This window comes from Lutibacter sp. (assembly GCF_016342705.1).
Taxonomy (GTDB): Bacteria; Bacteroidota; Bacteroidia; order Flavobacteriales; family Flavobacteriaceae; genus Lutibacter.
Map to the genome: position 1 here is coordinate 202,471 of NZ_JAEINV010000004.1, position 25,688 is coordinate 228,158.

The following is a 25,688-nucleotide window of genomic DNA, read 5'->3' on the forward strand; positions in this document are numbered from 1 at the left end:
TTTGAAATGAATTTAAAGGTTTAGCAAATTTTGAATGAAGTTACAAAAAAATTAAACCAAAAAAAGATTTAAAACACTACTTTTTTATAGGTAACACATAAAAAAATACTGCCATAAAATGGCTAAAACTGCCTAACAATACAAAAATATGAAAAATAGCATGATTGTATTTAATACTTTTTATGCTGTATAAAACCGCACCAACTGTGTAAAAAATACCGCCAGCCAATAACCAAAGTAAACCATCAAGAGGTAAATTATGTACTAACGGTTTAATTGCAAAAATAATTAACCAACCCATTAAAACATAGGCTATTGTTGAAATTTTATCATATTTACCAATAAAAAATAACTTTAAAATTACTCCAGTTAAGGCCAAACCCCACGAAACACCAAAAATAGTCCAGCCAACCCAGCCATTTAAAACAACTAAAGTAAATGGTGTGTACGTTCCTGCAATTAAAATATAAATAGATGCATGGTCAAAAATATTTAATCTGTATCGTAATTTTGGACTTTGCACGTAATGATATAATGTTGATGCAGCGTACAATACAATTAAACTTGCGCCGTAAATACTAAAGCTAACAATATGCCATGAGTTTCCTTCTAAACTGGCATAAACAACCAATAAAACCAATGCAATAATACTTAAAACCAACCCTATTCCGTGCGATAAAACATTCAGTTTTTCTTCTTTTTTATCGTAATATTTAACGTTTTTTCTTTGCATAGTGTTATGAGAATAATTGAAAATTAATCTATATTTTTAAATCATTAACGAGTTCATTGTATATTAAATTATATGTTTGCTTCTTTAATGCGTCACTATTTTTTAGTGTCAACTCATTTGTACTTAAAAACCTATGAACTTTCACTCGTAATTTCCCTGGTTTTCCACTAAAAAAGGTATACGAAAATCGTTTTTTACAATCGTAAAAAGTCATTGGAACAATGGGTATTTTATGTTCAATTGCCAAGCGAAAAGCTCCATTTTTAAATTCACTTAAAACCACGCTTTCATCTTCAGGAACTAAACCTTCAGGAAAAATACAAACATCCAATCCATTGCTCAATCTTTTTCTAGCGGCTTCAAAAACTGCTAATCTGCTTTTAGAATTACCTCTATCAACAATAATACACGTTCGTTTGTAGAAAAAACCAAAAACAGGAATTCTAGTTAACTCTTTTTTCCCAACAAATACAAAAGGATTTCTGGCAACAGAAAGCATAACCATAATATCAATCATAGAAGTATGATTTGGGCAAAACATATAACTTTTAGTGTTGTCAACTATTTCTTCTTCAAATAAATCTACTTTAAAACCCATTACAAATAAAATAGTATTTGCCCAAGCCTGCGCAATTTTAAAAAAAGCTGGATACAATTTATCTGAAGACGTAACTATTAATAATACCGGAAAAATTGGAATTATAGTAAATAATACCCAGCCATAAAACCAGCAACGCCAAAAAATATAAAATATGTATTTTAAAATTTTCATAAGTATCAAAAATACATATTTAAATTCTATTCTAATTTTCTTTTTAAAATATGTATTTTTGCCACTTAAATTTTGAAAAAATGTCGAGAATTTTAACCGGTGTACAAAGTACAGGAACACCACATTTAGGAAACTTATTAGGGGCTATAATTCCTGCAATTAAAATGGCAAACGATCCAAAAAATGAGTCGTTTTTATTTATTGCGGATATGCATTCACTTACACAAATTAAAAATGGTGAAGAATTGCGTCAAAATACATATAGCACCGCCGCAACTTGGCTTGCTTTTGGGTTAGATGTTAATAAAACCGTTTTTTACAGACAAAGTGATATTCCACAAGTGACTGAACTTTCTTGGTATTTAAGCTGTTTTTTTCCATTTCAACGATTGACTTTAGCGCATAGTTTTAAAGATAAAGCTGATAGATTAGAAGATGTAAATGCCGGATTATTTAGCTATCCAATATTGATGGCTGCGGATATTTTATTGTATGATGCCGAAATTGTTCCTGTTGGAAAAGATCAGTTACAGCATTTGGAAATTACACGAGATGTAGCCAATAGATTTAATCATCAAATGGGAGACACTTTGGTTCCGCCAGATGCTAAAATTCAAGATGGAACTATGTGGGTTCCAGGAACAGACGGTGGAAAAATGAGTAAATCAAGTGGAAATATTATCAATATATTTTTACCCGACAAACAATTGCGTAAACAAATTATGAAAATTCAAACGGATTCAACTCCGTTAGAAGAACCTAAAGATACTGAAACGTGTAACTTATTTGCTTTATACAAATTAATTGCTTCTCCTGATCAAACAGCTGAAATGAAAGCAAATTATGAAGCTGGAAATTACGGATACGGAACTGCCAAACAAGCTTTTTATGAATTGCTAATTACAAAATTTGCCGAAGAAAGAACTCGCTATAATTATTATATGGAAAACTTACACGAAGTTGATAAAGCTTTAGCTATTGGAGCAGAAAAGGCAAAATTAGTGGCTGGTAATGTTTTAAAAAGAGTACGAGCAAAATTAGGATATTAAATAACTAAATATAAAATGTTTAGTGAATAAAAGCCGAAAGAATTATGTAATTCTTTCGGCTTTTATTGATTTTAATTATATGTTTTAATCCAAAAAAATTAATATTGCGTATACGTATGCACACTTGTATTTGCAACTGGCAAATAATTTACGCCAAACCAACATACCAACAACACAACAAATGCCAACGCTAAAATAGTTAAAGCTTGTTTGCTATTGTGTGCGTGAAAATATCTGTAATGAATGTATATTAAATAACCCATCCAAGTTAAAAATGCCCAAACTTCTTTTGGATCCCAAGTCCAATAATGACCCCAAGCTTCTTTGGCCCAAAGTGCGCCAAACAGCAAACCTAAAGTTAAAAAAGCAAACCCAATGTATACTAAGTTATCGGCTAATTTTAAAGTTTCTATGTTGAAATTGCCTTTATAACTATCATACCGACCTTTAATAGCAACTACACTTGAAGCAGCCAATACTGCGTACGAAAATAAATACACCAACACATGAGGAATAAACCACGGGCTTTGTAAAGCTGGCATTAAGGTTTTTGAGTAGGTTTCTGGATTTAAATAATTAATAGCCAAAAACATGCTTGCCATTATAAAACTGTAGGCTAAAAACCATTTATATTTCCAACGAATATAAGTTACAAAACCTATAAGCGGTAAAAAGGTAGCGTACCAAAGTCTGGTTTCGCCTAAAGTTCTCATTGGTGGTCTATCTAGTTCTAACCATAATTTTACCACAAACAGCATCATAACTACCCAACCAATTAAAAATGCTGAAGTAGCAAACTTAAAAAGTGAATTTTTTTTATAGGAAACAACTAAAAACACTAATCCGATAAGCCAAAAGGCTACAATTATTGAACTATATAAAGGAAAGTCTATCCACGTCATTATTCTTGATTTTTAGTTATTTTATTTCCCATCCAAAACATATAAATAGCGCCTGCAATCATCATAAAAATTCCAATATAGATAAGAGGTAGCCAAGGGTCTTTAACGAGCTCTATAACGCTTAAATCGCTCCATTTACCCATTTTATCATCGTAACTAAGTTGGTAAATTTTCCAACCATCGTACTTAAACGGTTTGTTAACTTCTAAAATGGTACTAATGCGTTCTCCTTGTTTAGTTAAAATATCAATATCTGAGCTGAATTTCTTTACTTCAGGAATGGTCATTACTACAGAATAGTCTTCACTAATTTTTAAAGATTCGTATGGGTATCGGAAACTTCCGCTACTAATCCAAGCAGTTTGAATGGAATCGTTTTCAATATTTTTTACTGAAATTTTTGCGGCAGGAGGCGAACCTATTTCGTTTACAGCTTCATAGCGCATTCCAAAGCGAATGGCATTTGGAAGAAAATCATCGATTTTAACTTCAAAATTATTGAAATAGTACGTTTCGCCTTTTTCAACCAAGTATAAATTTTTACCATCATTATGTGCAATACTTCCTGTTTTATTATCTACTAAAGCTAATTTTGGATTGTATTCATCAATTAAAAAGTCTTTTAAATAAAATGCAAAAGGTAATTCAACTTCATTTCTATTAGCGTCAGTTGCAATAAAACTTGGTTTATTTTCGTACACATTTACAGACAATCGTTGTAAATCTCCAGTTCCTAAGATTCCAGCAATAAGTGCTAAAAATAGACCTGTGTGATTTAAAATAAATCCGAAATTTGACCATTTGAATTGCAAGATTCTTTTAATTGAAATTAAGCCTAAACAAGTTAAAAATTGAAAAATTATTAATAAAAAAGCCCAATTACTAGTAATGTGATTTAAGCCTAAATTGTTTATGATATTATTTTCTGAAGGAATTTGAGGAATAATACCCATTATCATTACAAGAACCGTAACTAATGTAATGCTTGAAATTGAAGCTGGAACTTTGGTAAGCCAACGAATTAATTGTGTTGTAGAAAACCACCTGTACAGCACAAATAATAATATAACATACCCAATTAAAAAATATACATTAAATGGATAAGATATTGTAAATGAAGTATCTGAAGCAACAAAAACTTCTAAAAAAAAGCCTGTTACTATTAATCCAATTCCTATAAAGAAAGATTCAGCATATCCCCAAGGATTTTCCCAAAGATAACGTTGAATTTTAAAATTATTTTCACTCATTAAATTAGTAGTTAGTAGTTGAATCCTATATTTTTTATTAGTTTATTTAATTGCCCGAAAACATTTTATATTCATCCTCCTTAAACAGTTTCAGAATCACATACAATACTGAGTTAACAGTTTAATAGCTACGTCTGACATTTTTAAGGTGTATAAAACGATATTATTAAAAAGCGAATATACAATTTGATTTTTAATAGAAATAAAAAGTGAGTATTGAGATTTACTTTTCTCAATACTCACTTCTTAAATATAATATCTATAATCTCTATTAATATTTAGCTTCTCTTTCTTTTGCAGCTGCTTTCCATTTTGGTAACAACTCTTTTTTGAAAGTAGCTTTTTCAGCTTTTAATTTTTCCATATCTAAACCTATGAACTTTTGAGCCGCGGCTTTTGTTTCAATTGCTGGATAAGGAACTTCACCTTTAAAACCTAATTCCATTAACAATTTAGCTAATTTAATTCTAGTTTCTTGCGTAATATCAATCCCTTTTCCTAGTACTCTACCTAACTCAACTGGTGCATGAAAAGAACCACCATGTGATGCTGCAACGTAATCCCAACGCCATTGACCTAAACGAATTCCGTTTAAAATATCTTTCATTTGTGCTTCTGTTGCTCCTAATTCCCAAGCTTTTCCAGCTTCAACGTGGGCTCTAACCAATAATACTTCTAATTGATCTCTGTTTTCAATAATTTTATCTTGATTATCAAATACGTTTTTAATTAACTCATCCTTTTCCTCTCTATGGCACACTTGACAAGAATTAGCCACATTGTTTAAAGGAGATTGAATATGGTGATCGGTAAACTTTTGACCACCTTCTGTTTTGTAGGGCATATGACAATCTGCACAAGAAACTCCTCTTTTTCCGTGAATACCCATTTTATAAACTTCATATCCTGGATGTTGTGCTTTTAACATTGGTGCTTTACTAATTGAATGTACCCAATCTACGTGACCAACTTTGTCGTAATATTTTTCCATATCCTCCACTGTTTGACCTTCATCCCATGGAAAAACTAAGTATGGAATACCTTTACTATCTGGTAAATCTTTATTGAAGTAATATTCTACATGACATTGCGCACAAACCAAAGAACGCATTTCATTATGAGATGCTTTTGTTATATCTTTTCCTTGACGTTGGAAAGCTTCAATTAAAGCTGGTTGAGTAATGGTTAACTTCATAGATTTTTCATCATGACAGTTTGCACACCCAATTGGGTTTACAATTTGTTCTCCTTTACTAGCCCATTTTCCGCTGTAATATGCATTTACACCAATTTCGTTCATTAAACGTGGAACATCTGGAGATTTACAAGTCCAACAAGTTGACGGCATTGGCCCATCATCTGGTCCTGTTGGTCCGCCTGTACGCAATGTATTTGTAACATCATCAATAGCATACACGTGCCCACGACCTTGATTGTAATCTTTAGAAAAACCATATCCGGCCCAAAGTACCACTAAACGAGGGTCAACATCTAACATATCAATCATTGCGTTTCCATTGTATTTTGAACGGAACGTTGTATCAGCAGTTTGATAATATGATTGAAATTCACGTGGGAAATTTTCTCCCCAAACTTCATTTCTAGGTTCTAATTTATTAATTTTTGCAAGTGGAGTATATGCAAACTTCGCCTCCATTTTACGAGTTGTTATTGAAGACACTAAAAGTCCTAACAAAAACACTATTACTAACGATGCTAAAAACAGCACCCAGTTTTTCCACGGTTTTCTTGTATTACTCATCTTTTTTATCTTTTTTATTATCTGATTCTTTTAAATATTTAGCTAACCAATCTGGTACGGTTTCTTGATGTTCTTCTGGTATTTTTCCATAATATTTTACCGAAGATAAACTGTGTACACTTCCGTGCGGAACTTCTTGATGACATTCCCAACATTTACGTGTAGTTCTTAATTCTTTATGATCTTCAACCATAGCGCTTAAAGCGGCATCGGTTACTTGATTTTCATGACAACGAATACAATTAGCTTGTACAACTTCAACGCCAGCTTCTTTCATTCTAATCACTTCAGGTTCTGTTCGTGAAGTAAATACAGATGCATGGTATATACCATCTTTTGCTTTAAAAAGGTATTTTTTGAAAAAATTATCTTGTGGCACATGACAATCATTACAGCTAGCCCATTCTCTATGAGAACTATTTTGCCAAGTTGTATATTGAGGTGTCATTACATGGCAATTGGCACAAGTTTTTGGATCGTCTGATAAATACGAAACAGCCTTTGATTCAATTAGTGCATATAACGTAAGACCTGTCATAGCTCCAACTAAAATAATAACAGGTACAAGCCATTCTTTGGGTGGAATTAATATTTTTAAAAGTCTTTTCATATTGTTAAAAAATTTTCATAAAAAGAGATTCGGATAACTTTATCCACTATCTTTATTCATTATGCAAATTTTATGCATTTTTTAACTTTAAACTATGATAAAAATCATAATTTCTATAAAAAACTGAAAAATTTATGGTGCCGGATTTGGTTGTAATTCTTGAATTTGATCTATTTTTTCCAAAATTTCTTCTGAAAGTTCCACGTGAATACTACTTATATTCTCCTTTAATTGCTGCATTGTTGTTGCTCCAATAATATTTGAAGTTAAAAATTCTCGTTGATTCACAAATGCCAAAGAAAGCTGTGTTAAACTAATTCCTAATTCTTGAGCTAAAGCTTGATATTTTTGAGTTAAAAATTGCGCCTGATTATTACTATATCTGCTATATTGTGGGAATAATTTTATACGAGAATTTTCTGGTAGTTGACCATTTAAATATTTTCCTGAAAGTGTTCCAAATGCTAGTGGCGAATATGCTAATAATCCAACCTTTTCCCGCATTGCAACTTCGGCTAAATTAACTTCAAATAATCTGTTTAATAATGAATATGGATTTTGTATAGTTTTACAACGCGTTAAATTATTGTTATTACTTTCAGATAATTGACGCATTAATCCCCATGAAGTTTCATTAGAAACTCCGTAATGACGAATTTTACCTTCTTTCACTAACTCATCTAACGTTTCAATAACTTCTTTAAAATTATCTTCCCAAGCTTCATTTGGATTGTGTTTGTAATTTCTTTTTCCAAAAAAATTGGTATTTCTTTCTGGCCAATGTAATTGATAAACATCAACATAATCAGTTTGTAAGCGCTTTAAACTATTATTTAAAGCCTCTAAAATAATAGGTTTTGAAAACTCCATATGTTCCCTTATGTAACTAAAATAATCACTTGGACCTGCAATTTTAGTTGCTAAAACCAATTTTTCTCGTTGCTGTTTTTTTAACCAAGTACCAATAATTTTTTCCGTACTTCCTTGCGTTTCCTTTCTTCCTGGAACGGAATATGCCTCAGCCGTATCAATAAAATTTACACCTTGTTCAACTGCGTAATTCAATTGTTCATGGCCTTCTTGTTCTGAGTTTTGTTCCCCGAAGGTCATGGTTCCAAGACAAATTTTACTAACTTTTATAGTCGTATTTGGTATGTTGTTATAAATCATTTTTGTTTATTTATTGACGAATTTGAATGCGTAATTTTTTTGAAAATCAAAAGTAAGAATTTGAATTGGTTGAAAAGGAAATTTTTAAAACAAAAAACCATTTTCTAAATGCATAGAAAATGGTTTTTTTATATGATGAGATTCTGAAGCAAGTTCAGAATAACGTTTTTCTTATTTTAAGATTGCTTCAATTCCTGGTAAAACTTTACCTTCTAAACTTTCTAACATTGCTCCTCCACCAGTAGAAACATAACTTACTTTTTCTTCAAAACCAAATTGTTTAACTGCAGCAACAGAATCTCCACCGCCTACAAGTGAAAAAGTGCCATTTTTTGTTGCATTTGCTATTGAATTACCAAGTGCAATTGTTCCTCCAGCAAAAGATTCCATTTCAAAAACACCTAACGGACCATTCCAAAGTATAGTTTTGCATTGGTTTACTACTTCGTCAAACATTTCTCTAGATTTTGGACCAGCATCAACACCTTCCCATCCATCAGGTATATTGTCTATGTCACAAACTTGTGTATTTGCATCGTTGCTAAAATCATCAGCAGCAATAACATCCACAGGAATATGAATTGTAACTCCTTTTGCTTTAGCTTGTTTTAAAATATCTAAAGCCAACTCTTGTTTGTCATCTTCACAAATTGAGTTCCCTATTTTTCCGCCAAGTGCTTTCACAAAAGTAAAACTCATTCCTCCACCAATAATTAAATGGTCTACTTTATCTAAAATATTTTCAATAATTGTAATTTTTGAAGAAACTTTAGAGCCTCCTAAAACAGCTAATACAGGCTTTTCTCCTTCTTCTAATATTTTTTTTAGGCTAATAATTTCTTGGGCTAATAACGCTCCAAAACATTTTGCTTCTGGAAAGAATTTAGCTACAATTGTTGTGGATGCATGCGCTCTGTGAGCTGTACCAAAAGCATCATTTACATACACATCGCCAAGCTTTGCTAATTTTTGAGAAAATACTTCATCACCAGCTTCTTCTTCTTTATAAAATCGTAAGTTTTCTAGTAATAAAACTTCACCCATTTTTAAATTTCCAGTTGCATTTTCAGCAATTTCTCCAACACAGTCTGAAGCAAATTTTACTTCAATACCTATAATTTCAGAAACTTTATCTACAATATGTTTTAGAGAATATTTGTCTTCAGCACCTTTTGGGCGACCTAAATGCGACATTAAAATTACCGCTCCACCGTCTTCTAAAATCTTAATAATTGTAGGTTTAGCAGCCTCAATTCTGGTGGTATCTGTTACATTAAAATTTTCATCTAAAGGAACATTAAAATCTACGCGAATTAACGCCTTTTTCCCTTTAAAGTTTATGTCATTTATTGTTTTCATAATTGTATTTAATTAATATTACAAATATAAGTGAAAATATAGGAAAGCGTTTAGTTTTTTACGAAAGCGATTTCAGGTTAAATAATTCAAACTGAAACAATTTAAAAATTAAAAAATTGTTTTACTTTCGCTTTAATGAAGTTTTCTGAAATTTTAGGTCAAGAACATTTAAAAAACCATTTAATAAAATCTACTAATAATGGTAGAATTTCTCATGCCCAATTATTTGTGGGTAAAGAAGGTTCAGGCGTTTTGCCAATGGCAATTGCATATGCTCAATATATTTTAAGTCACTTAAGCTCCGACAAAGAAGCTGCTGAATTAAAATGCGCCAAATTAATGCATCCCGATTTGCATTTTGCGTTTCCCGTAGCAACAAACGATGTTGTAAAAACGCACCCTGTAAGTAATTTATTTTTAGAAGATTGGCGTACTTTTATTAAAACAAATCCTTATGGAAATTTATTTGAATGGTTACAATCTATTGGTATTGAAAATAAACAAGGTCAGATTGGTGTTGATGAAGCCGAAGAAATTGTAAAATCTTTAAAATTAAAAAGTTACGAAGGCGGATATAAAGTTATGATTATTTGGATGGCTGAAAAAATGAATACATCGGCCGCTAATAAATTATTAAAATTATTAGAAGAACCACCAGAAAAAACAGTTTTTTTATTGGTTGCTGAAGATGATGAACAAATTATAACTACCATTAAATCACGTTGCCAAATATTACATTTTCCATTATTACCTGAAGCTGAAATTGCAAAAGGTTTAATTGAGCGCGAGGATGCCGATCCGCCAATTGCAGCTCAAATTGCACAACAAGCTGATGGTAATTTTAACAAAGCGTTGCATTTATTTCATAATGACAATTCTGATGAGCAGTTTGAACAATGGTTTATTACTTGGATTAGAGCTGCTTTTAAGGCGAAAGGAAACGCCGCCGTTATTCAAGATTTAATTAACTGGAGCGAAACTATCGCAAAATCTGGAAGAGAAACTCAAAAACGTTTTTTAAATTATTGTTTACAATTTTTCAGACAAGCTTTGTTACTAAATTACAGTGCCGATGAGTTAGTTTTTTTAGAACCTAAAACAACTGGTTTTAAATTAGAAAACTTTGCTCCTTTTATACATAGTGGTAATATTTTAGATATTAATACAGAATTAAACGATGCTATTTACCACATTGAAAGAAACGGAAATGCTAAAATAATTTTATTAGATTTATCCATAAAATTAACGCGATTATTACATACAAAAGAAGCCTCATAAAACAACTATGTCCATTTTCAATCAACATGCTGCTGAACTTTTAATTCTATTATTTTTTATAATTACATACTTATTTTCAGTGACTGAAAAATTAGCAGATTGGAAAGGAACTGTTGTCTATTACACCAATCATTTTAAAGGAACTATCCTTGAGAAAATAATGACTCCTTTATTAATAAATATCGTAATTTTTGAAATGGTAACTTTCATTCTATTAGTGATTGGAATCTATTTTTTAACTTTTGAAGACTCACAAATTATTGCAAAAGTAGGTTTAGAACTTTCCGCACTAACACTCTTATTTTTTTTAACAGGACAACGTATTGCGAAAGATTATCCCGGAGCAATGAATATTACAGTGTACTTTATTTTAAATTGTATTGGTATTTTTTTATTAACTTAATATATTGATTATGAAACTTTTAGGAATAGGTTCAAGAATAAAACACGCCGAATATGGAATTGGCGTAATTACAAACGTAAGCTCTAAACATTATTGGGTAACATTTATTGAAAATGGATTAGAAACTATAGACTTAGATAGCGCTTTTGAAATTATTGAAAGTGTTGAAAATGAAGTAGATACAATTAGTTTTCACGATGTTGAATATACATTAAAAAAGATGCTTCAACAATGGTCAGATATTTCTGAAATTGTGCCAATTGCGGATAAATGGAAAGGTGGAAAATTAATTATAGAGCCAGAAGATACTAATTTACAAAGTAAAGAAATTCCTATTGACACATTTTTCCATAAAATTGTAATGGTCCGCGATAGAATAAGAGTCATGGAACAAAAAATAAATTCAAGTAAATTAGACGATCAAGAAAAGGTTGATTTACAGCAATATATTACCAGAATATATGGAAGTTTAACCACCTTTAATATTCTGTTTAAAATTAAAGAACAGCAGTTTACTGGTTCAAAAACGAACTAAAATAAAAAGCCCATTCAAAAATATTTTAAATGGGCTTTTTACGAATTTGCAAATTTGTTATTTAGAATACTCTTTATTAAGAACTTCCAAAACTTGTTTTGTAATATCTAATTTCTCATCCCCATACATTACAGTACCTTTTCCTGAAGTACCAAAAATCATATTATAACCATTAGATTTTGCATACGTACCAACTAAACTATCTACCACTTTAGTAATTGCTTCGTAACTTTCTTGAGTTTCTTTTTGCAATTCTTGAGAAGCTTGTTGTTGTTGTGCTTGTAAAAATTGTTGTTCTTGTTGCAAGGCTCCTTCAGCTTCTGCTCTTTTTTGAGGAGACATAGTTTGTGCAGCTTTGTAATAATTTTGAACTTTAGCTTGAAAAGGAGCTGTTAAACTGTCCAATTCTTTTGCTTTTGCTTCTTGCTTTTCTTTCATTTTAGATTCTAAAGATTTTGTACCTTCATAATCTTTCATTAAAACTTCTACATCAACATAGGCAACTTTGGTTTGGTTACAAGATGCTAAAACAACTGCAAAAGCTATTACTAGTAATTTTTTCATTTTTATTATATTTTTATTAGCTATTTAAAATTGCTGCGAATATATGAACAAAAACGAAATTTATAAGATTTATTTTTATTATTGATTTTATTTATTGAATATATATACATTATAATAATAAGTTATCAAAAACAGATTCAATACCTTAAATTAACCGCTTTTAAATAGTTTTCTATAGGCAAACCTTGGTTTAGTGTAAAAAAGGGTCTTAAATCGCTTTAAAATGATTTTTTATCGCTTTTTATCACATAAATCAGGGAAGAATAGTTCATTTTATTCATTGCTTTTAAATTTGATTGCATTCCAACAAAAAAAGCAGTTAAAAAATTACTTTTCCCAGTTTTATATTTTTCACTTAACAAGGACACATAAAAAGCATCAAACTTCATTGGAAGAATTTTTGATACACGCATTTTGTGTTTAGAAAAAAGTAGTTGAATAGATTTTTTTGAAAAATGCCATAAATGACGAGGCACATCATACGCCGCCCAAAACTGTTTATAATGTATAGCATCAAAACTTTTGTAATTTGGAACCGCTACTACTAAAACGCCATTCGGTTTTAATAATTTTTGAAGTTGTGAAATATATTCTTCTAAATCTGGAACATGCTCTAATACATGCCAAAGCGTAATAACATCAAACCGTTCCAATTTAATTTCAAAAATATTTTGATGAATTTTAGAAGAACTACTTATTTTTTGACGCGCTAAATTCTTCGCGCTTTGATTTGGTTCTACTCCTACTACATTCCATCCATTCGAATTACAAGTCGCTAAAAAATCTCCAGTGCCGCAACCAACATCTAACAAATTTTTGGTTTCCGTATTAAAAGAATTTATCAACTTTAATTTTTTATTTAATGTGTATTTTTTTACAATTTGATACACTTTATCAATAATCGATTTTTTTGAATCGGTATGAGAAATGTATTCGGAACTTTCATAATAAGAATCCAATTCTTCCATTGGAGGTTTTGGAATGGTCTCTAACATATCAAAAGTTGCGTTGTACTGTAATTCAAATTTTTTATGTGAAACAGTATAATCTAAACAAATTAAATAGGGTTTTTTATCAGTTTTCAAATTGAAGAATTAAGGTTGAATATAAAAATTATGTTGTTGTTTTAAATTTTGAAGATAACTAATCAGTCTATTTTTCAAAGAAGAATCTACGCTTAAATAATCGTAATACGAATCATCAGAAACTGTAATTTCAATAAAATGATAGATAGATCCATCTTGCATTGGCTCATCCAATTCTTTATTATAACCTGGATCAAATGAATCTCTCCTATCTTTATAAAATAAATTAAAAAGTGAAAGATACTTACTTTTATCTTCCGTAAATTTTAACTCCAAATTAAAATTAGTATCAATATCTGAAAATAATTTATGAGTTATATACACCTTATTTTTATGTATAAAAACATCATATTTAGTTTCTAAAAATGAGATTGATTTTTTAAAAGAATTGTTATTACTAAAAATATATTTAGTTAATTGTTTCTCCTTTTTTATAGAAGTTGGCTTCCCATTTTCTATTTTATAATTATCAATTGCAGTCACCGTTTTTAAAGGAATACAGCTTTGAAAACAATTTAAAACAACCGATAAAACCGAAATCAATAACCACTTTTTCATTTTAAAATTACACGTTAAAACCTTTTATGTTAATTCTTTTTTAAGTGTTCCACGTGGAACATCAAAAAATTATCTACCCATATACACTAACAATACAGAAACATCACTCGGAGAAACTCCGCTTATTCTACTTGCTTGTGAAATAGTTTTTGGCTGAATTCTAGTTAACTTTTGGCATGCTTCAATTGATAAAGATTTCACCTTTTTAAAATCAAAATTATCAGGAATAATCACATTTTCTAAACGGTTTAATTTATCAGCCTGATTCTTTTCCTTATCTATATAACCAGAGTATTTCACATGAATTTCAGTCTGTTCAATAATCTCCAAATCCATATCATTCTCTTCAATAAACAACTGAACACTTTCTAACTTTTGAAGATCCGTAAAGTTTAATTGTGGCCGTGCAGCAATCTTAAAAAGCTTCATAGATTGATCAATTAAAGCAGTTTCATTTTCTGCTAAAATTGGATTTATCTCTTCTGGCCTTACACTTGTATCTTGCAAAAACTTTACAAACAAATCAGTTTTTTCCTGCTTAATTAACACTCTATCCATTCGCGCTTTTGAAGCTAAACCTAATTCAAAACCAAGTGGCGTTAAACGCAAATCAGCATTATCTTGACGTAACAAAGTTCTATATTCAGCTCTAGATGTAAACATTCTATAAGGCTCTTCTGTTCCTTTAGTTATTAAATCATCAATTAAAACTCCTATATAAGCATCATTTCTTTTTAAGATAAAAGGATCACGATTTTGAATTTTTAAAGCCGCATTTATTCCAGCCATTAAACCTTGAGCTGCCGCTTCTTCATAACCTGTAGTTCCGTTAATTTGACCAGCAAAATACAACCCTTTAATCAATTTTGTTTCTAGTGAATGTGTTAATTGTGTAGGTGGAAAAAAATCGTACTCAATAGCATAACCATATCTAAAGAATTTTACATTTTCAAAACCAGCCACTTTTCGCAAAGCTTTATCTTGTACATCTTCCGGTAACGAAGTTGAAAAACCATTCACATAAACCTCTACAGTATTCCAACCTTCTGGCTCTACAAATATTTGATGCCTATCTTTCGTTGCAAAACGATCGATTTTATCTTCTATTGACGGACAATATCTTGGCCCAATACTTTGTATTCTACCATTAAACATTGGAGATCTATCAAAACCTGTTCTTAACAAATCATGCACTTCTTGAGAAGTATAACTCATATAACAAGACCGTTGTTTAGCGAGCGGTTTTGTTGAAATTGAATACGAAAATTTTTCAGGGTTATCATCACCTGGTTGTTCAATCATTTTAGAATAATCTAAACTTCTACCGTCAACTCTAGGCGGTGTTCCAGTCTTCATCCTTCCAGCTTCAAAACCAACTTTCACTAAATCTTCTGTAATACCAGTTGATGCTCTTTCACCAGCCCTACCTCCACCAAAAGTTTTATCACCTATATGAATTAAACCATTTAAGAAAGTACCAGCTGTGATTATAACAGCTTTCGCTTTTATCTCAATCCCGAGTGTAGTTTTGACTCCAACAATATTACCGCCATCAAACACTAAACCATTTACCATATCTTGAAAGAAATCCAGATTTTCAGTTTGCTCTAACATATTTCTCCAAGTTTCAGCAAAACGCATACGATCACTCTGAGCTCTTGGACTCCACATTGCAGGACCTTTAGATTTATTCAACATTTTAAACTGAATAGCAGTTTCATCCGTTACAATTCCACTATAACCACCAAGCGCATCAATCTCACGAACAATTTGTCCTTTTGCTATTCCACCCATTGCAGGATTACAACTCATTTGAGCAATATTCTGCAAACTCATTGTAATCAATAAAGTTTTGACTCCCATATTTGCACTTGCAGCTGCAGCTTCACTTCCAGCATGGCCACCACCAACTACAATTACATCATATTCTGTATTAAACATATTTTGAAAAATAATGTTCCACGTGGAACGTTAGTATTTTTTTAACTTCAAAATGAAAAATATGTTCCACGTGGAACACTAAAATTTATCAAATTCAGCCAAACATTTATTTTCTTCCCCTCTCATAACTTCTTTATCACGCGGTAATTTATCTTTAAAACCTAAATAATGCAAAATACCGTGAATTATCACCCTATTTAACTCATTATCAATAGTTTCATTGAATTTTAATGCGTTTTCACGCACCCTTTCAATAGAAATAAAAATATCACCACTAATTAGCTTCCCTAAAGTATAATCAAAACTAATTATATCGGTTAAGGTGTCGTGCTCCAGAAATTCTACATTCAATTTTAGCAAATATTCATCATCACAAAAAATGTAATTTATTTCACCTTCTTCAAAACCATAGTTTTCAATTGTACTAGAAATCCATTTTTCAACACTGCTTTCATTACTTAATTCGAAATCAGTTTCATAATTAAATTCAATCATTTTATTGATCTTCTGTTTTAAAATATTCTTGAACTTTCTTTTTATAAATCGAGCGCAAAGGTAATGATTGTCTGTTTAATATTTCGTTATAATTAAAATACAGATTTTGGAGCTTTAATTTATCAATTGCTCGGTTTTCAAAGTTCTGAATATTTGTTTCAGATTTACGGTCTTGATCTTCACCTTGCTCTTTTTTTGCTTTTTCTAATTTTAACAATTCATAACTTAACTGTTGCATTTTTTTCAAAACATCTTCACTAAAACCCTTTTCTAATAATGTCTTTTCCAATTCTTCCATTTCCTTCACAAAATCATTTGGAGAATTACCACTCTTATTGTTTTCCAAAATATCTTTTAAAGCTTCTTTTAGTAAAGATTGCTGTTTATAAATTTCATACAATTCATTATTAGATTGTTCATCTCCATCACCTGTCTTTTCACCTTTTTCTTTGCCATCTTCCGAACCGCTTCCCTTTTCTTTTCCCTTCTTTAAACCCTCTTTAATTTTATCTTTCAATTCTCCTTGCTTCTGAATAATATCGGGTAAGCTAAATTCTTGTGATTCTCCTTTTCCTTTACCAAAACTTGGTGATGCATTCATTAAACTTTCTAATAAATTACTTAAAGAATTGGATAAATTATTAGCTGCAGTAATTACAAATTGTTGATTAGAAACACCCTGTTCCATTAAATTTTCAGAAAAATTCTGTAATGATTCATCCATATTAAAATGGGCATCAGAAACTTCCTTCTGAATTGCAGAACCCATACTAAAAACACGTAAAGACAGCACATATAAACTATCATCAATATGTTCAAAATATACTTTTAACTTTTGCTGTTCTTTTAGGTTTTTTGGAAATTCAGGATGATTACTATTTATTCCAGAAAATTTATTTAATAACGCCTCTTGCTGAAAAGAAAACTCAATTAAATTTTCAACAATTTTACGTAAATCATCAATATCCTCATCAATAGATTCTCCCTCTGAGGCTTCCATAGATTTCTCCATAGTTTTACTCATTTCTTTCATTTTTTTAGATGCACCTTTCTGATTTTTCTTTGCACTTTCAGCATCTTTGTTCTCTAAATCCTTTGAAGCATTCTCTAAATTTTTATCAATCTCCTTCTTTTGTTCACTGTTATCTGGAAATTTCATGGGGCGTTTCAAATCCATGTTTTGTTTATCCATTTCATTAAAATCTTTTTTTATCGCGTCAAATTCCTCTTTAATTTTTTGTTGTTTTTCAGAAGTATTTTCTTGAAATTTTTCTTTAGCTAATTGCTCTTGTTCTTCACCTAATTTAGATAATTTATCTTTAATCTGGTTTGCTTTTTGTTCTACATAAAACCGTTTTGCTAATTCCAAAATACGTTCTAAACTTTGTTCCTTCTGTTTATTCTTTTTAGTCAATTCTTTTAATTTATCGACCAAATTTTCTTTTTGTAATTTTTCGGTAAGAACTTTCAACTCGTCCAACATTTTTTCTTGTTTCGCCAAATCTTTCGCCTCTTCAATACGTTTTTTTAATTCTTCTTTTTTGTCATCTAAACTTTCAATTTCTGGCTGCTCGTTCAAATTCTTTTCAAGTTGTTTTCTTTGCTCTTGAAATATTTTTTCATATTGATTTTGACGTTTAATAAATTCTTGCAATTTTTTGGTGTCGTTCCAATTTATATCCGCCTTTTTTTGTAATTCATTTTGAAACTTTTCTAAATCGTCGTTCTCCTTTTTTGATTTATCTAAATCTTTAGAAATAGTATTAATTGTTTCTTTTTGTTCTTTTAACAATTCCTCTTTTATTTCATTTGAAGTTTTATTATAAAAATTGAAGATTTTACTCTTAGATTTTTTACTTCCATTTACAGCATCGTTATCAAACACTTCAAAATACATTTCATATTCTACACCCTCATCAATAGAAATTCCTTCTGGAAAAACGTAATAAAAGTCAGTTAAAGAAGATTTTTCAATAGAAATTAAATGCGTTTTAACCACATTTGAACTATTTTTATCATAATACACCAACTGTAATTTACTTACTCCGTAATCATCACTTAATTGCCCAATAAACTGAACTGGACCACGGCTAATAGAATCAATATCAGACTTTACCATAATTTTCGGGTTCTCATCTGAAACGACATCAATGGTGAAATTTAAAAACTCGTGATTTTTAAGTTGTTTATTAGAAGTTGCAATGGTATATTGAAAGGACTTCAAAACTTCATGCTCTAATAAAAAATAATCTTTAGATTTGTTGATGAAATTTACAGGTTTTTCATTAAACCTATTTAACGAAATATTTTCTGTTTGATGCGTTTCTATTTGCCACGAAATTTTAGTTCCTTGTGGAACAACTGCATTTCCCGTATTTTGAATCAATTCACTTTTTTTTCCTGTATAAGCTGGATATTTCATCACCATTATTAAATTAGAAATAACCGGTGTAGCAATCACATTAATTTTGTATTCTTTCGAAACCACTCCATTGGCTTCCATAGTAAAATTAATGGTAGATTTTACGTTGGAAAAAGTATATTGAAATACACCCAAACCATTATGTTCCAAATAATAGTTTTCATCTGAAAAATTAATTTTAGCGTCTTCCGGAACACTATTTCCAACAGTTTCAACATTTAACACAAATAGATGTCCTTCAATAACATTCATTGTTTTATTTAATACTATAAAGGTAAACGGTTCAGGTGGTTCAAACTGTGTATTGTGCTTTACAACACGCGTAAAACTATCGCTAAAAACATTGATATTTCCAGTGATATACACCAACACCCATACAACAATTGGAATACTAGCATATTTAATATATTTTTTATTTTTTTTGAAATCTACAGCCCGTACAAATGGAATGGGTTTTAACTCCAATGATTTTTGTTCAATACTTGCTTCAATTAATTCTGAATTTTCTTGAATTTGCTTTAACTGCAACATATTCAACAACTTATCACTAACTTCAGGAAAATATTTACCAATAATATTGGAAGCTTCAAACTCTGTAATTCCTTTTTTTAATCCGAATAATTTAAAAATTGGAAAAAGTATGTAAACAACTAAAAGTCCGAGTTCAACACCAATAAAAAGATAAAATAAAAAGGTTCTGGCTACAGGTTTCAGCCATAAAAAATATTCAATAAAAAGCGTAAAAATTAAGTATAACAAACCAATTGTAAAAAACAAAAACAATCCTTTTATAAGTTCATTTACATAAAACTTTCTTATAAAATGTTGTAGTTTTGCTTGTATGTTTTTAAAATTGCTCAAATTGTTATTTTTACCTATTTAACGCTAAAAATAACCAAAATTAGATTACAGTATAACTATTTTTTCTTTTATAGCGTACAACACCAAACCAATTCTGGTTTTTGCGTTCAATTTTTCAAAAAGTGCCTCTCTGTAATTTTCAACAGTTTTAGGGCTTAAACACATAACATCAGCAATTTCCTTATAAGTTCTTTCGGAACATGTTAGTTTTAAAAATTCTAGCTCCCGTTCTTTAAGTGTTACTGAAGATTTACTATTTAAAATTCCTACTGAATTTAACAAGGTATTTGTCACGTTTTCAGTATAATAAAATCCGTTTGCATGGACTTCTAACAATGCATGATGTAAAATTTTTGGATGAATATCTTTTAATAAATATCCTTTTGCTCCGGCGCGTAACATTTGTAAAATTGTAACCTCATCACATTCCATAGATAAAGCTAAAACTTTAATTGTAGGATGATTATCTTTTAACCATTGTGTAGCTTCAATACCATTCATTTGTGGCATTTTAATATCCATTAATACAATGTGAGGATGTTTATTTTCTTCTGAAAAATAATTAACTAACTCCTTTCCGTGGTTTAAAACCTTAATTACATTAAACTCATCATAGTTAGAGATTAAACCATGTAACGCTTGTGAAAAAAGCATATGATCATCTACAATAATAATATCAATTTTATTCATTTTCAATTTTTATTTCAAACAACTAATGTACAATTTAGTTCCTTTATTTATAGTTGATTCTAGGTTTATTTCGGCGCCAATTAGCTTTCCTCTACTCTTCATATTTAATAAACCAATTCCCGAATGATTTTCAACATCATTAACATCAAAACCAATTCCATTATCTTCAGCAGTAATTTCCAATATGTCTAGTTTAAAAGTTACTGTAATATATAAGTTTTTAGCTTGTGAATATTTTAATGAATTATTACAAAATTCTTGTAAAATTCGGAACAAAATAATTTCTTTTTCATTGGATAAATTATACTGATCATTCACAATATTTAATGATGCGTCAATAACTTTTAAACGATTAAATCGTTCAATTTCAAGTGTTAAAGAATCTATTAATCCATTATTTTTAATGGTTTCTGGATTTAAAGACTTAGCCAAACCTCTAAGCTCTTGTAAACTTTTACCAATAATATCTCCAGTTTCTTGAATACTAAATTGTTGATTTTCAGGTAGTGTATATTGAATAATATTTAATTGCATTTTTGCAACCGATAATAATTGTCCTACATTATCGTGTATTTCCCAACTTATGTTTTGCAACGCTTGCTCTTGAATTTCCATTTTAGATTTGGTAATTTCTTCTTCAAACCGCTGCCTAGTTTCTCTTTCAGATAGTATAAAGGCAATCTTTTTTTTCTGAAAATATAGAAAGAAAATTACCACTGTAAAACACAATATTAAAACTATTATAGTAGTTATAACAATAAGAATATCAATCTCTTGTAAATTATTCATTAAATTCTTTTTTTGACTTTAGAAAACCCATAATAAAAATACAGTTCATAATAATATTTAAAGTTAAAACTATTAAACCATACATGTAATAAAAACCCAATTTTTTAGCCAGAGCAAAAACAGGTAAATAACCAATAAAAAAGAACATATTTCCAATGGCTACCCAAAAAGGTAAAACAAACTGAAGTTTTAAAATTTTAGTACTATTAAGCACATCGGCCAAATAAACTAATATAATTGCAATTAAGCAAAACGCCCCCATTAGTGAAACCGACATATTAAACACCAATATAGTTTGATGAATAAATAGATAATGATATACGCTGAAAACAATAAAAATAGCAGCAATTGAAGCCACTAATTTTTTCTTAAACCGATTAATGATGTATTTATAAAAAAACAAAAAATACAGTAGTAAACTTGCTATTTTATACAAATTATAACCAATTCTGGAGTTGTGCTCAAAAACATATTGAGATAAAGTTCCTTGTAATTCTACCAAAAAACCTAATAAAACTATGACAAAAAAGTAGATAGAATTATTATTTAAAACCTTTTTTAAATTGATAATTCCAATTAAAAAAGTAATCGCGTAAATTATTGTTATAATATAAGTCGGTACCATTTTTTATCGTTAATTTTCAATTAAACTAATTTGAACCATAAAACAATTTCTAAATTATTTTTTTGATATTCTGAAAATTATATTCCTTTTTACTTACTATAAAGCCTATAATAAATATTAAGTTCATTAATATATTTAATGCAAATGATATATATCTATAAGCTCCTTTATATTCAATAAATTCCGCAACTACAAAAACAGGAACAAAGCCAATATTAAATAACAATACACCTAAACTTATCCAAAAAAACATAGAGTTTTTAAAATATAAAATAGTATCATTTTCTAATAAATTGGTTAAATACATTAAAACAGCAATTACAATTATAATACTTCCAATTATAATATTAACATTCATACTGTTTTCAACAAAACTTGTAAAAAATAACAGATCAATAATACTTACAACGGTATAACTCAAAATTAAGAATTTTAACAACTGCTTTTTTAACCCATTACCTAGTATTCCAAGAAAGAAAAAGAAAAAGAAATAGTTATTTATAAAATTCCAAGTGTTATAAATGAAAAAACTATTTTTTTTTAAAATAACGCCAAAAATATATCCTAAAATTTCAGTAATTAAAGAATAGGTGATAAAGACTAAAAATAGTTTTAAATACAAACTATCTTTAATTTTATTGTAATTACTTATTCCAAAACAAATTACAGTTATATAAAGTATTGGAAAAACAAGAAAAAAATACTCCAAACTATTGTGGGTATGTTGCAGACGGTGGAAAACCAAGAATTCCTCGATTCAATCCATCAATATCAGTAATATCAGAATTATCGCCGCCACCATCTTCTTCAGATTTAATTTTAGCTTGCGTTGGCACAAAAAATACGGTTGATAAATCTTTTTTAGAAACATCATTTTCAGAACTAGAATAGGCTCCAAAATAAACTCGTAAACCATTTACATCAATATTTTTAAGTTTACCTTGCTCTTCTACATAAGCAATATATTCTTTCAATTCAGCTAAAGAAAACCAGCTAGAAATAGCATCTTTTTTACCTATAGCACCATCAATTGCTTTCGTTCTAGTTTTTACAAAATTTTGATTTAATTCTTGCGCTTCTTTAAAGTTAATTTTACTCATATTTTAATTATTTTAATTAGGTGCATAAAGTTAAACTTTTTCAATTTAGTTTTTACATAAATAATTTTAGGGGGTTTTTCCCCTAATAAAACAAGGTTTTCCCCTAACAAATTTATAACTATAAGAAGTACTTTTGATATATCGAAATTCTTTAATTATGCTGTTTAATAAGATCCGCAACTCAAAAAGCCTTAAATTTATTGCTCTTTGTTTTTTCATTATTATTATAGTAAGTTTAAACTTTTACTTATTAAATAATGTTTTAAAAGAATCGACTCCAATAATAAAAATTGAGAAAAGAATAGCTATATAATTGATTAACTGGAAACGTCCCCTTCCACTTATTTTAACAAATTCTTTAATTAATTTTGAAGGGTACTTAAAATCTATTTATTGGGCAGATTTTAAAAGGTTGCTATTCAGCAACCTTTTTTTTGCAATATAATATGCCTATTTCTACTGATAAATTATCTTTGCACTCTAAAACTTGATAAAAATGACGAATGTAAGAGTGCGTTTTGCTCCTAGTCCAACAGGACCATTACATATTGGTGGTGTTAGAACTGCCTTATTTAATTACTTATTTGCAAAAAAACATAAGGGAACTTTTATTTTAAGAATAGAAGATACCGACCAAACCAGATACGTTGCCAATGCGGAACAATATATAATTGATGCATTAAATTGGTGTAACATTCCTTTTGATGAAGGTCCAAATAAAAACGAAAAATTTGGTCCATATCGTCAATCAGAACGTAAAGAAATTTATAAGAAATACGCTGAAGAATTAATAGCTAAAGGCAAAGCTTACTATGCTTTTGATACTGCAGAAGAATTAGATTTTCACAGAGAAGATCACGAAAAAAAAGGAAAAACCTTTATTTACAACTGGCACAACAGAGCAAAATTAACCAACTCTATCTCTTTAAGTAAAGAAGAAGTTGAACAAAAAATTGCTGCGGGTGAAAAATATGTAGTTCGCTTTAAAATGTACGAACCAGAAGTTGAAGGAGAAAAAGAAACCATTACTTCAACAGATTTAATTAGAGGTGAAGTAACTTTTAAAAGAGAAATTTTAGATGATAAAATTTTGTTTAAAAGTGATGGAATGCCAACCTACCATTTAGCTAATATAGTTGACGATCATTTAATGGAAATTACACACGTTATTCGTGGTGAAGAATGGTTGCCATCTGTGCCTTTACACATTGCTTTGTATGAAGCTTTTGGTTGGAAAGCTCCAGAATTTGCACATTTACCATTGATTTTAAAACCTGTAGGAAAAGGAAAACTAAGTAAACGCGATGGTGATAAATTAGGTTTTCCAGTGTTTCCGTTAGAATATGTAAATGATGAAACTGGCGATATTTCAAGAGGTTATAGAGAAGATGGCTATTTTGCTGATGCCTTTATAAATATGTTGGCTTTATTAGGTTGGAATCCTGGAACTGAACAAGAAATTTTTACGCTTGAAGAACTTTCACAAGTCTTTGATTTATCACGAGTTAGTAAAAGTGGCGCTAAATTTAGTCCAGATAAAACAAACTGGTTCAATCAGCAATATATGATGCTAAAATCTGATGAAGAATTAGCAGAATTATTTACTGAAGTTTTAAAAGAAAAAGGAATTTCAAAAGATAAAAATTACATTACTAAGGTAGTTTCAGCTATTAAAGAACGTGCAACTTTTGTAAATGATTTTTGGGATTTGAGCGATTACTTTTTTCAAGCTCCAACTGTTTATGATGAAAAAGCAGCTTCAAAAAACTGGAAAGAAGATACTGCTTCACTAATGTTAACGCTTATTTCATCGTTAGAATCTATTGAAGATTATTCTTCATTAAACATTGAAAACATTGTTAAAGAATGGATTACTTCACAAGAAATTGGTTTTGGAAAAGTAATGCAACCTTTTAGATTGAGTTTGGTGGGCGCTATGAAAGGTCCTCACCTATTCGACATTGCTGAAATGATTGGAAAAGAAGAAACCATTAACAGAATTAGAAAAGCAATTGCTACTTTTTAAAAGAAAAATAAAGCCTAAAAAGTGCTAAAATACGTCATTCTGAATCAAGTTCAGGTTGATGAAAAATATACTTTTTAAAATAAAAAAAGGAGCTATTTGCTCCTTTTTTTATATTTCCATTTTTACGTTATACTCTTTTAAGGCATCCATATATTTTTCAGGCTCAAAAGTGCTTTTACTAAACTCCATTTTACGTTCATTTCTCATTTTTATATGTTTAATGGAACGTAAAAATCTACGCATATCATTTAAGTTTGAAATAATTAAACCAGGAACCTGAATGCCTTTTCCTGTTTCATCTCTAGCAACCATTGAGAAATATGATGAATTACAGTGTTTAATAACTCCTGTACGAATATTTTGAGATTCTACACGTATTCCTACCACCATAGATGAATGTCCCACGTAATTGACCTTAGCGCGCATTGTTACCAACTCTCCTACTTCAATAGCATTTAAAAAATCTACACGATTTACAGAAGCAGTAACACAATATTGCCCAGAAAACTTTGATGCCGAAGCAAAAGCAGCTTTATCCATTAATGATAATATAAAACCACCATGAATTTTTCCACTAAAATTGGAGTGAGAAGGCAACATTAACTCCGTTAAAATTATTTCAGAATCCTCTGTTTTCTTAAATATAGAATTCATATACTATTTTAATTTTTTCTTATTTTTTTATTATGAAATAATATTTTGACTAAAT

The 25,688-nt window shown here is 29.7% G+C and carries 25 protein-coding genes; 5 read left to right on the top strand and 20 right to left on the bottom strand.

The features are described from left to right. Positions 1-76: 76 nt before the first annotated feature. Together JEY78_RS05585 and JEY78_RS05590 are read right to left on the bottom strand one after the other, a co-directional pair. Positions 77-733: a hemolysin III family protein gene (locus JEY78_RS05585; protein WP_291847789.1), complete on the bottom strand. Its 657-nt coding sequence runs from the start codon at positions 731-733 to the stop codon at positions 77-79. Positions 734-761: 28 nt separating this feature from the next. Further along, positions 762-1,505, bottom strand: coding sequence for a 1-acyl-sn-glycerol-3-phosphate acyltransferase (locus JEY78_RS05590; protein WP_291847792.1), 744 nt, complete (start codon positions 1,503-1,505; stop codon positions 762-764). An 80-nt stretch (positions 1,506-1,585) separates the two neighbouring features. Here JEY78_RS05590 and trpS point away from each other — a divergent pair, with 80 nt between their 5' ends. Continuing rightward, the gene (trpS, locus tag JEY78_RS05595; protein WP_291847794.1) at positions 1,586-2,554 is read left to right on the top strand and encodes a tryptophan--tRNA ligase; all 969 of its coding nucleotides are present in this window, start codon (positions 1,586-1,588) and stop codon (positions 2,552-2,554) included. A gap of 98 nt (positions 2,555-2,652) precedes the next feature. Here the strand turns inward: trpS and ccsA are convergent, their stop codons facing one another. The 6 genes from ccsA to pgk form a co-directional block, all read right to left on the bottom strand. Next, positions 2,653-3,456, bottom strand: a complete 804-nt coding sequence (gene ccsA / locus JEY78_RS05600) for a cytochrome c biogenesis protein CcsA (protein ID WP_291847797.1) — start codon at positions 3,454-3,456, stop codon at positions 2,653-2,655. Next, positions 3,456-4,706 carry a cytochrome c biogenesis protein ResB gene (locus tag JEY78_RS05605; RefSeq protein ID WP_291847800.1) on the bottom strand — a complete coding sequence of 417 codons (1,251 nt, stop codon included), beginning with the start codon at positions 4,704-4,706 and terminating at the stop codon, positions 3,456-3,458. Before JEY78_RS05605 ends, ccsA begins: the two co-directional genes overlap by 1 nt. A 271-nt stretch (positions 4,707-4,977) precedes the next feature. Further along, positions 4,978-6,468: an ammonia-forming cytochrome c nitrite reductase gene (gene nrfA / locus JEY78_RS05610; RefSeq protein WP_291847803.1), complete on the bottom strand. Its 1,491-nt coding sequence runs from the start codon at positions 6,466-6,468 to the stop codon at positions 4,978-4,980. After that, positions 6,461-7,078 carry a cytochrome c nitrite reductase small subunit gene (gene nrfH, locus JEY78_RS05615; RefSeq protein ID WP_291847807.1) on the bottom strand — a complete coding sequence of 206 codons (618 nt, stop codon included), beginning with the start codon at positions 7,076-7,078 and terminating at the stop codon, positions 6,461-6,463. The genes nrfA and nrfH overlap by 8 nt, the downstream gene beginning before the upstream one ends. A 132-nt stretch (positions 7,079-7,210) precedes the next feature. Then, positions 7,211-8,248, bottom strand: coding sequence for an NADP(H)-dependent aldo-keto reductase (locus JEY78_RS05620; RefSeq protein ID WP_291847812.1), 1,038 nt, complete (start codon positions 8,246-8,248; stop codon positions 7,211-7,213). Positions 8,249-8,419: 171 nt separating this feature from the next. Beyond that, positions 8,420-9,607 carry a phosphoglycerate kinase gene (pgk, locus tag JEY78_RS05625; protein WP_291847815.1) on the bottom strand — a complete coding sequence of 396 codons (1,188 nt, stop codon included), beginning with the start codon at positions 9,605-9,607 and terminating at the stop codon, positions 8,420-8,422. A gap of 135 nt (positions 9,608-9,742) precedes the next feature. On the opposite strand from pgk, the gene JEY78_RS05630 reads away from it, so the two are divergent. The 3 genes from JEY78_RS05630 to JEY78_RS05640 are packed head-to-tail and all read left to right on the top strand — an operon-like array spanning position 9,743 to position 11,823. Further along, on the top strand, positions 9,743-10,885 hold the full coding sequence (locus JEY78_RS05630; protein ID WP_291847818.1) for a DNA polymerase III subunit delta': 1,143 nt from the start codon (positions 9,743-9,745) through the stop codon (positions 10,883-10,885). A 7-nt stretch (positions 10,886-10,892) separates the two neighbouring features. After that, positions 10,893-11,288, top strand: coding sequence for a DoxX family protein (locus JEY78_RS05635; RefSeq protein WP_291847821.1), 396 nt, complete (start codon positions 10,893-10,895; stop codon positions 11,286-11,288). A 10-nt stretch (positions 11,289-11,298) separates the two neighbouring features. After that, the gene (locus JEY78_RS05640; protein ID WP_291847825.1) at positions 11,299-11,823 is read left to right on the top strand and encodes a hypothetical protein; all 525 of its coding nucleotides are present in this window, start codon (positions 11,299-11,301) and stop codon (positions 11,821-11,823) included. 57 nt (positions 11,824-11,880) lie between these two features. On the opposite strand, the gene JEY78_RS05645 is transcribed toward JEY78_RS05640, so the two are convergent. The 11 genes from JEY78_RS05645 to JEY78_RS05695 form a co-directional block, all read right to left on the bottom strand. Continuing rightward, on the bottom strand, positions 11,881-12,387 hold the full coding sequence (locus JEY78_RS05645; RefSeq protein ID WP_291847828.1) for an OmpH family outer membrane protein: 507 nt from the start codon (positions 12,385-12,387) through the stop codon (positions 11,881-11,883). Between the two features lie 218 nt (positions 12,388-12,605). Continuing rightward, entirely contained in the window at positions 12,606-13,472 is an 867-nt protein-coding gene (locus JEY78_RS05650) for a class I SAM-dependent methyltransferase (protein ID WP_291847831.1), read from the bottom strand. 9 nt (positions 13,473-13,481) lie between these two features. Beyond that, on the bottom strand, positions 13,482-14,030 hold the full coding sequence (locus JEY78_RS05655; protein ID WP_291847834.1) for a hypothetical protein: 549 nt from the start codon (positions 14,028-14,030) through the stop codon (positions 13,482-13,484). A 69-nt stretch (positions 14,031-14,099) separates the two neighbouring features. Beyond that, positions 14,100-15,971 carry a tRNA uridine-5-carboxymethylaminomethyl(34) synthesis enzyme MnmG gene (mnmG, locus tag JEY78_RS05660; RefSeq protein WP_291847836.1) on the bottom strand — a complete coding sequence of 624 codons (1,872 nt, stop codon included), beginning with the start codon at positions 15,969-15,971 and terminating at the stop codon, positions 14,100-14,102. 78 nt (positions 15,972-16,049) lie between these two features. Continuing rightward, positions 16,050-16,466 carry an rRNA maturation RNase YbeY gene (gene ybeY, locus JEY78_RS05665; RefSeq protein WP_291847839.1) on the bottom strand — a complete coding sequence of 139 codons (417 nt, stop codon included), beginning with the start codon at positions 16,464-16,466 and terminating at the stop codon, positions 16,050-16,052. Between the two features lies 1 nt (position 16,467). Next, the gene (locus JEY78_RS05670; protein WP_291847842.1) at positions 16,468-19,749 is read right to left on the bottom strand and encodes a DUF4175 family protein; all 3,282 of its coding nucleotides are present in this window, start codon (positions 19,747-19,749) and stop codon (positions 16,468-16,470) included. A 45-nt stretch (positions 19,750-19,794) separates the two neighbouring features. Continuing rightward, the gene (locus JEY78_RS05675) at positions 19,795-20,439 is read right to left on the bottom strand and encodes a response regulator transcription factor (RefSeq protein ID WP_291847845.1); all 645 of its coding nucleotides are present in this window, start codon (positions 20,437-20,439) and stop codon (positions 19,795-19,797) included. A 9-nt stretch (positions 20,440-20,448) separates the two neighbouring features. Then, on the bottom strand, positions 20,449-21,228 hold the full coding sequence (locus tag JEY78_RS05680; RefSeq protein ID WP_291847848.1) for an ATP-binding protein: 780 nt from the start codon (positions 21,226-21,228) through the stop codon (positions 20,449-20,451). After that, positions 21,221-21,853, bottom strand: a complete 633-nt coding sequence (locus JEY78_RS05685; protein WP_291847851.1) for a hypothetical protein — start codon at positions 21,851-21,853, stop codon at positions 21,221-21,223. The genes JEY78_RS05680 and JEY78_RS05685 overlap by 8 nt, the downstream gene beginning before the upstream one ends. A gap of 49 nt (positions 21,854-21,902) precedes the next feature. Beyond that, positions 21,903-22,274 carry a hypothetical protein gene (locus JEY78_RS05690; protein ID WP_291847854.1) on the bottom strand — a complete coding sequence of 124 codons (372 nt, stop codon included), beginning with the start codon at positions 22,272-22,274 and terminating at the stop codon, positions 21,903-21,905. A gap of 289 nt (positions 22,275-22,563) precedes the next feature. Then, complete coding sequence (locus JEY78_RS05695) at positions 22,564-22,953, bottom strand: hypothetical protein (protein WP_291847857.1); 390 nt, start codon at positions 22,951-22,953, stop codon at positions 22,564-22,566. Between the two features lie 496 nt (positions 22,954-23,449). Between JEY78_RS05695 and gltX the strand changes: the two genes are divergently transcribed. Beyond that, positions 23,450-24,979, top strand: a complete 1,530-nt coding sequence (gene gltX / locus JEY78_RS05700; RefSeq protein WP_291847860.1) for a glutamate--tRNA ligase — start codon at positions 23,450-23,452, stop codon at positions 24,977-24,979. A 108-nt stretch (positions 24,980-25,087) separates the two neighbouring features. Here the strand turns inward: gltX and JEY78_RS05705 are convergent, their stop codons facing one another. Next, positions 25,088-25,633, bottom strand: a complete 546-nt coding sequence (locus JEY78_RS05705) for an acyl-CoA thioesterase (protein ID WP_291847862.1) — start codon at positions 25,631-25,633, stop codon at positions 25,088-25,090. Positions 25,634-25,688 lie beyond the last annotated feature (55 nt).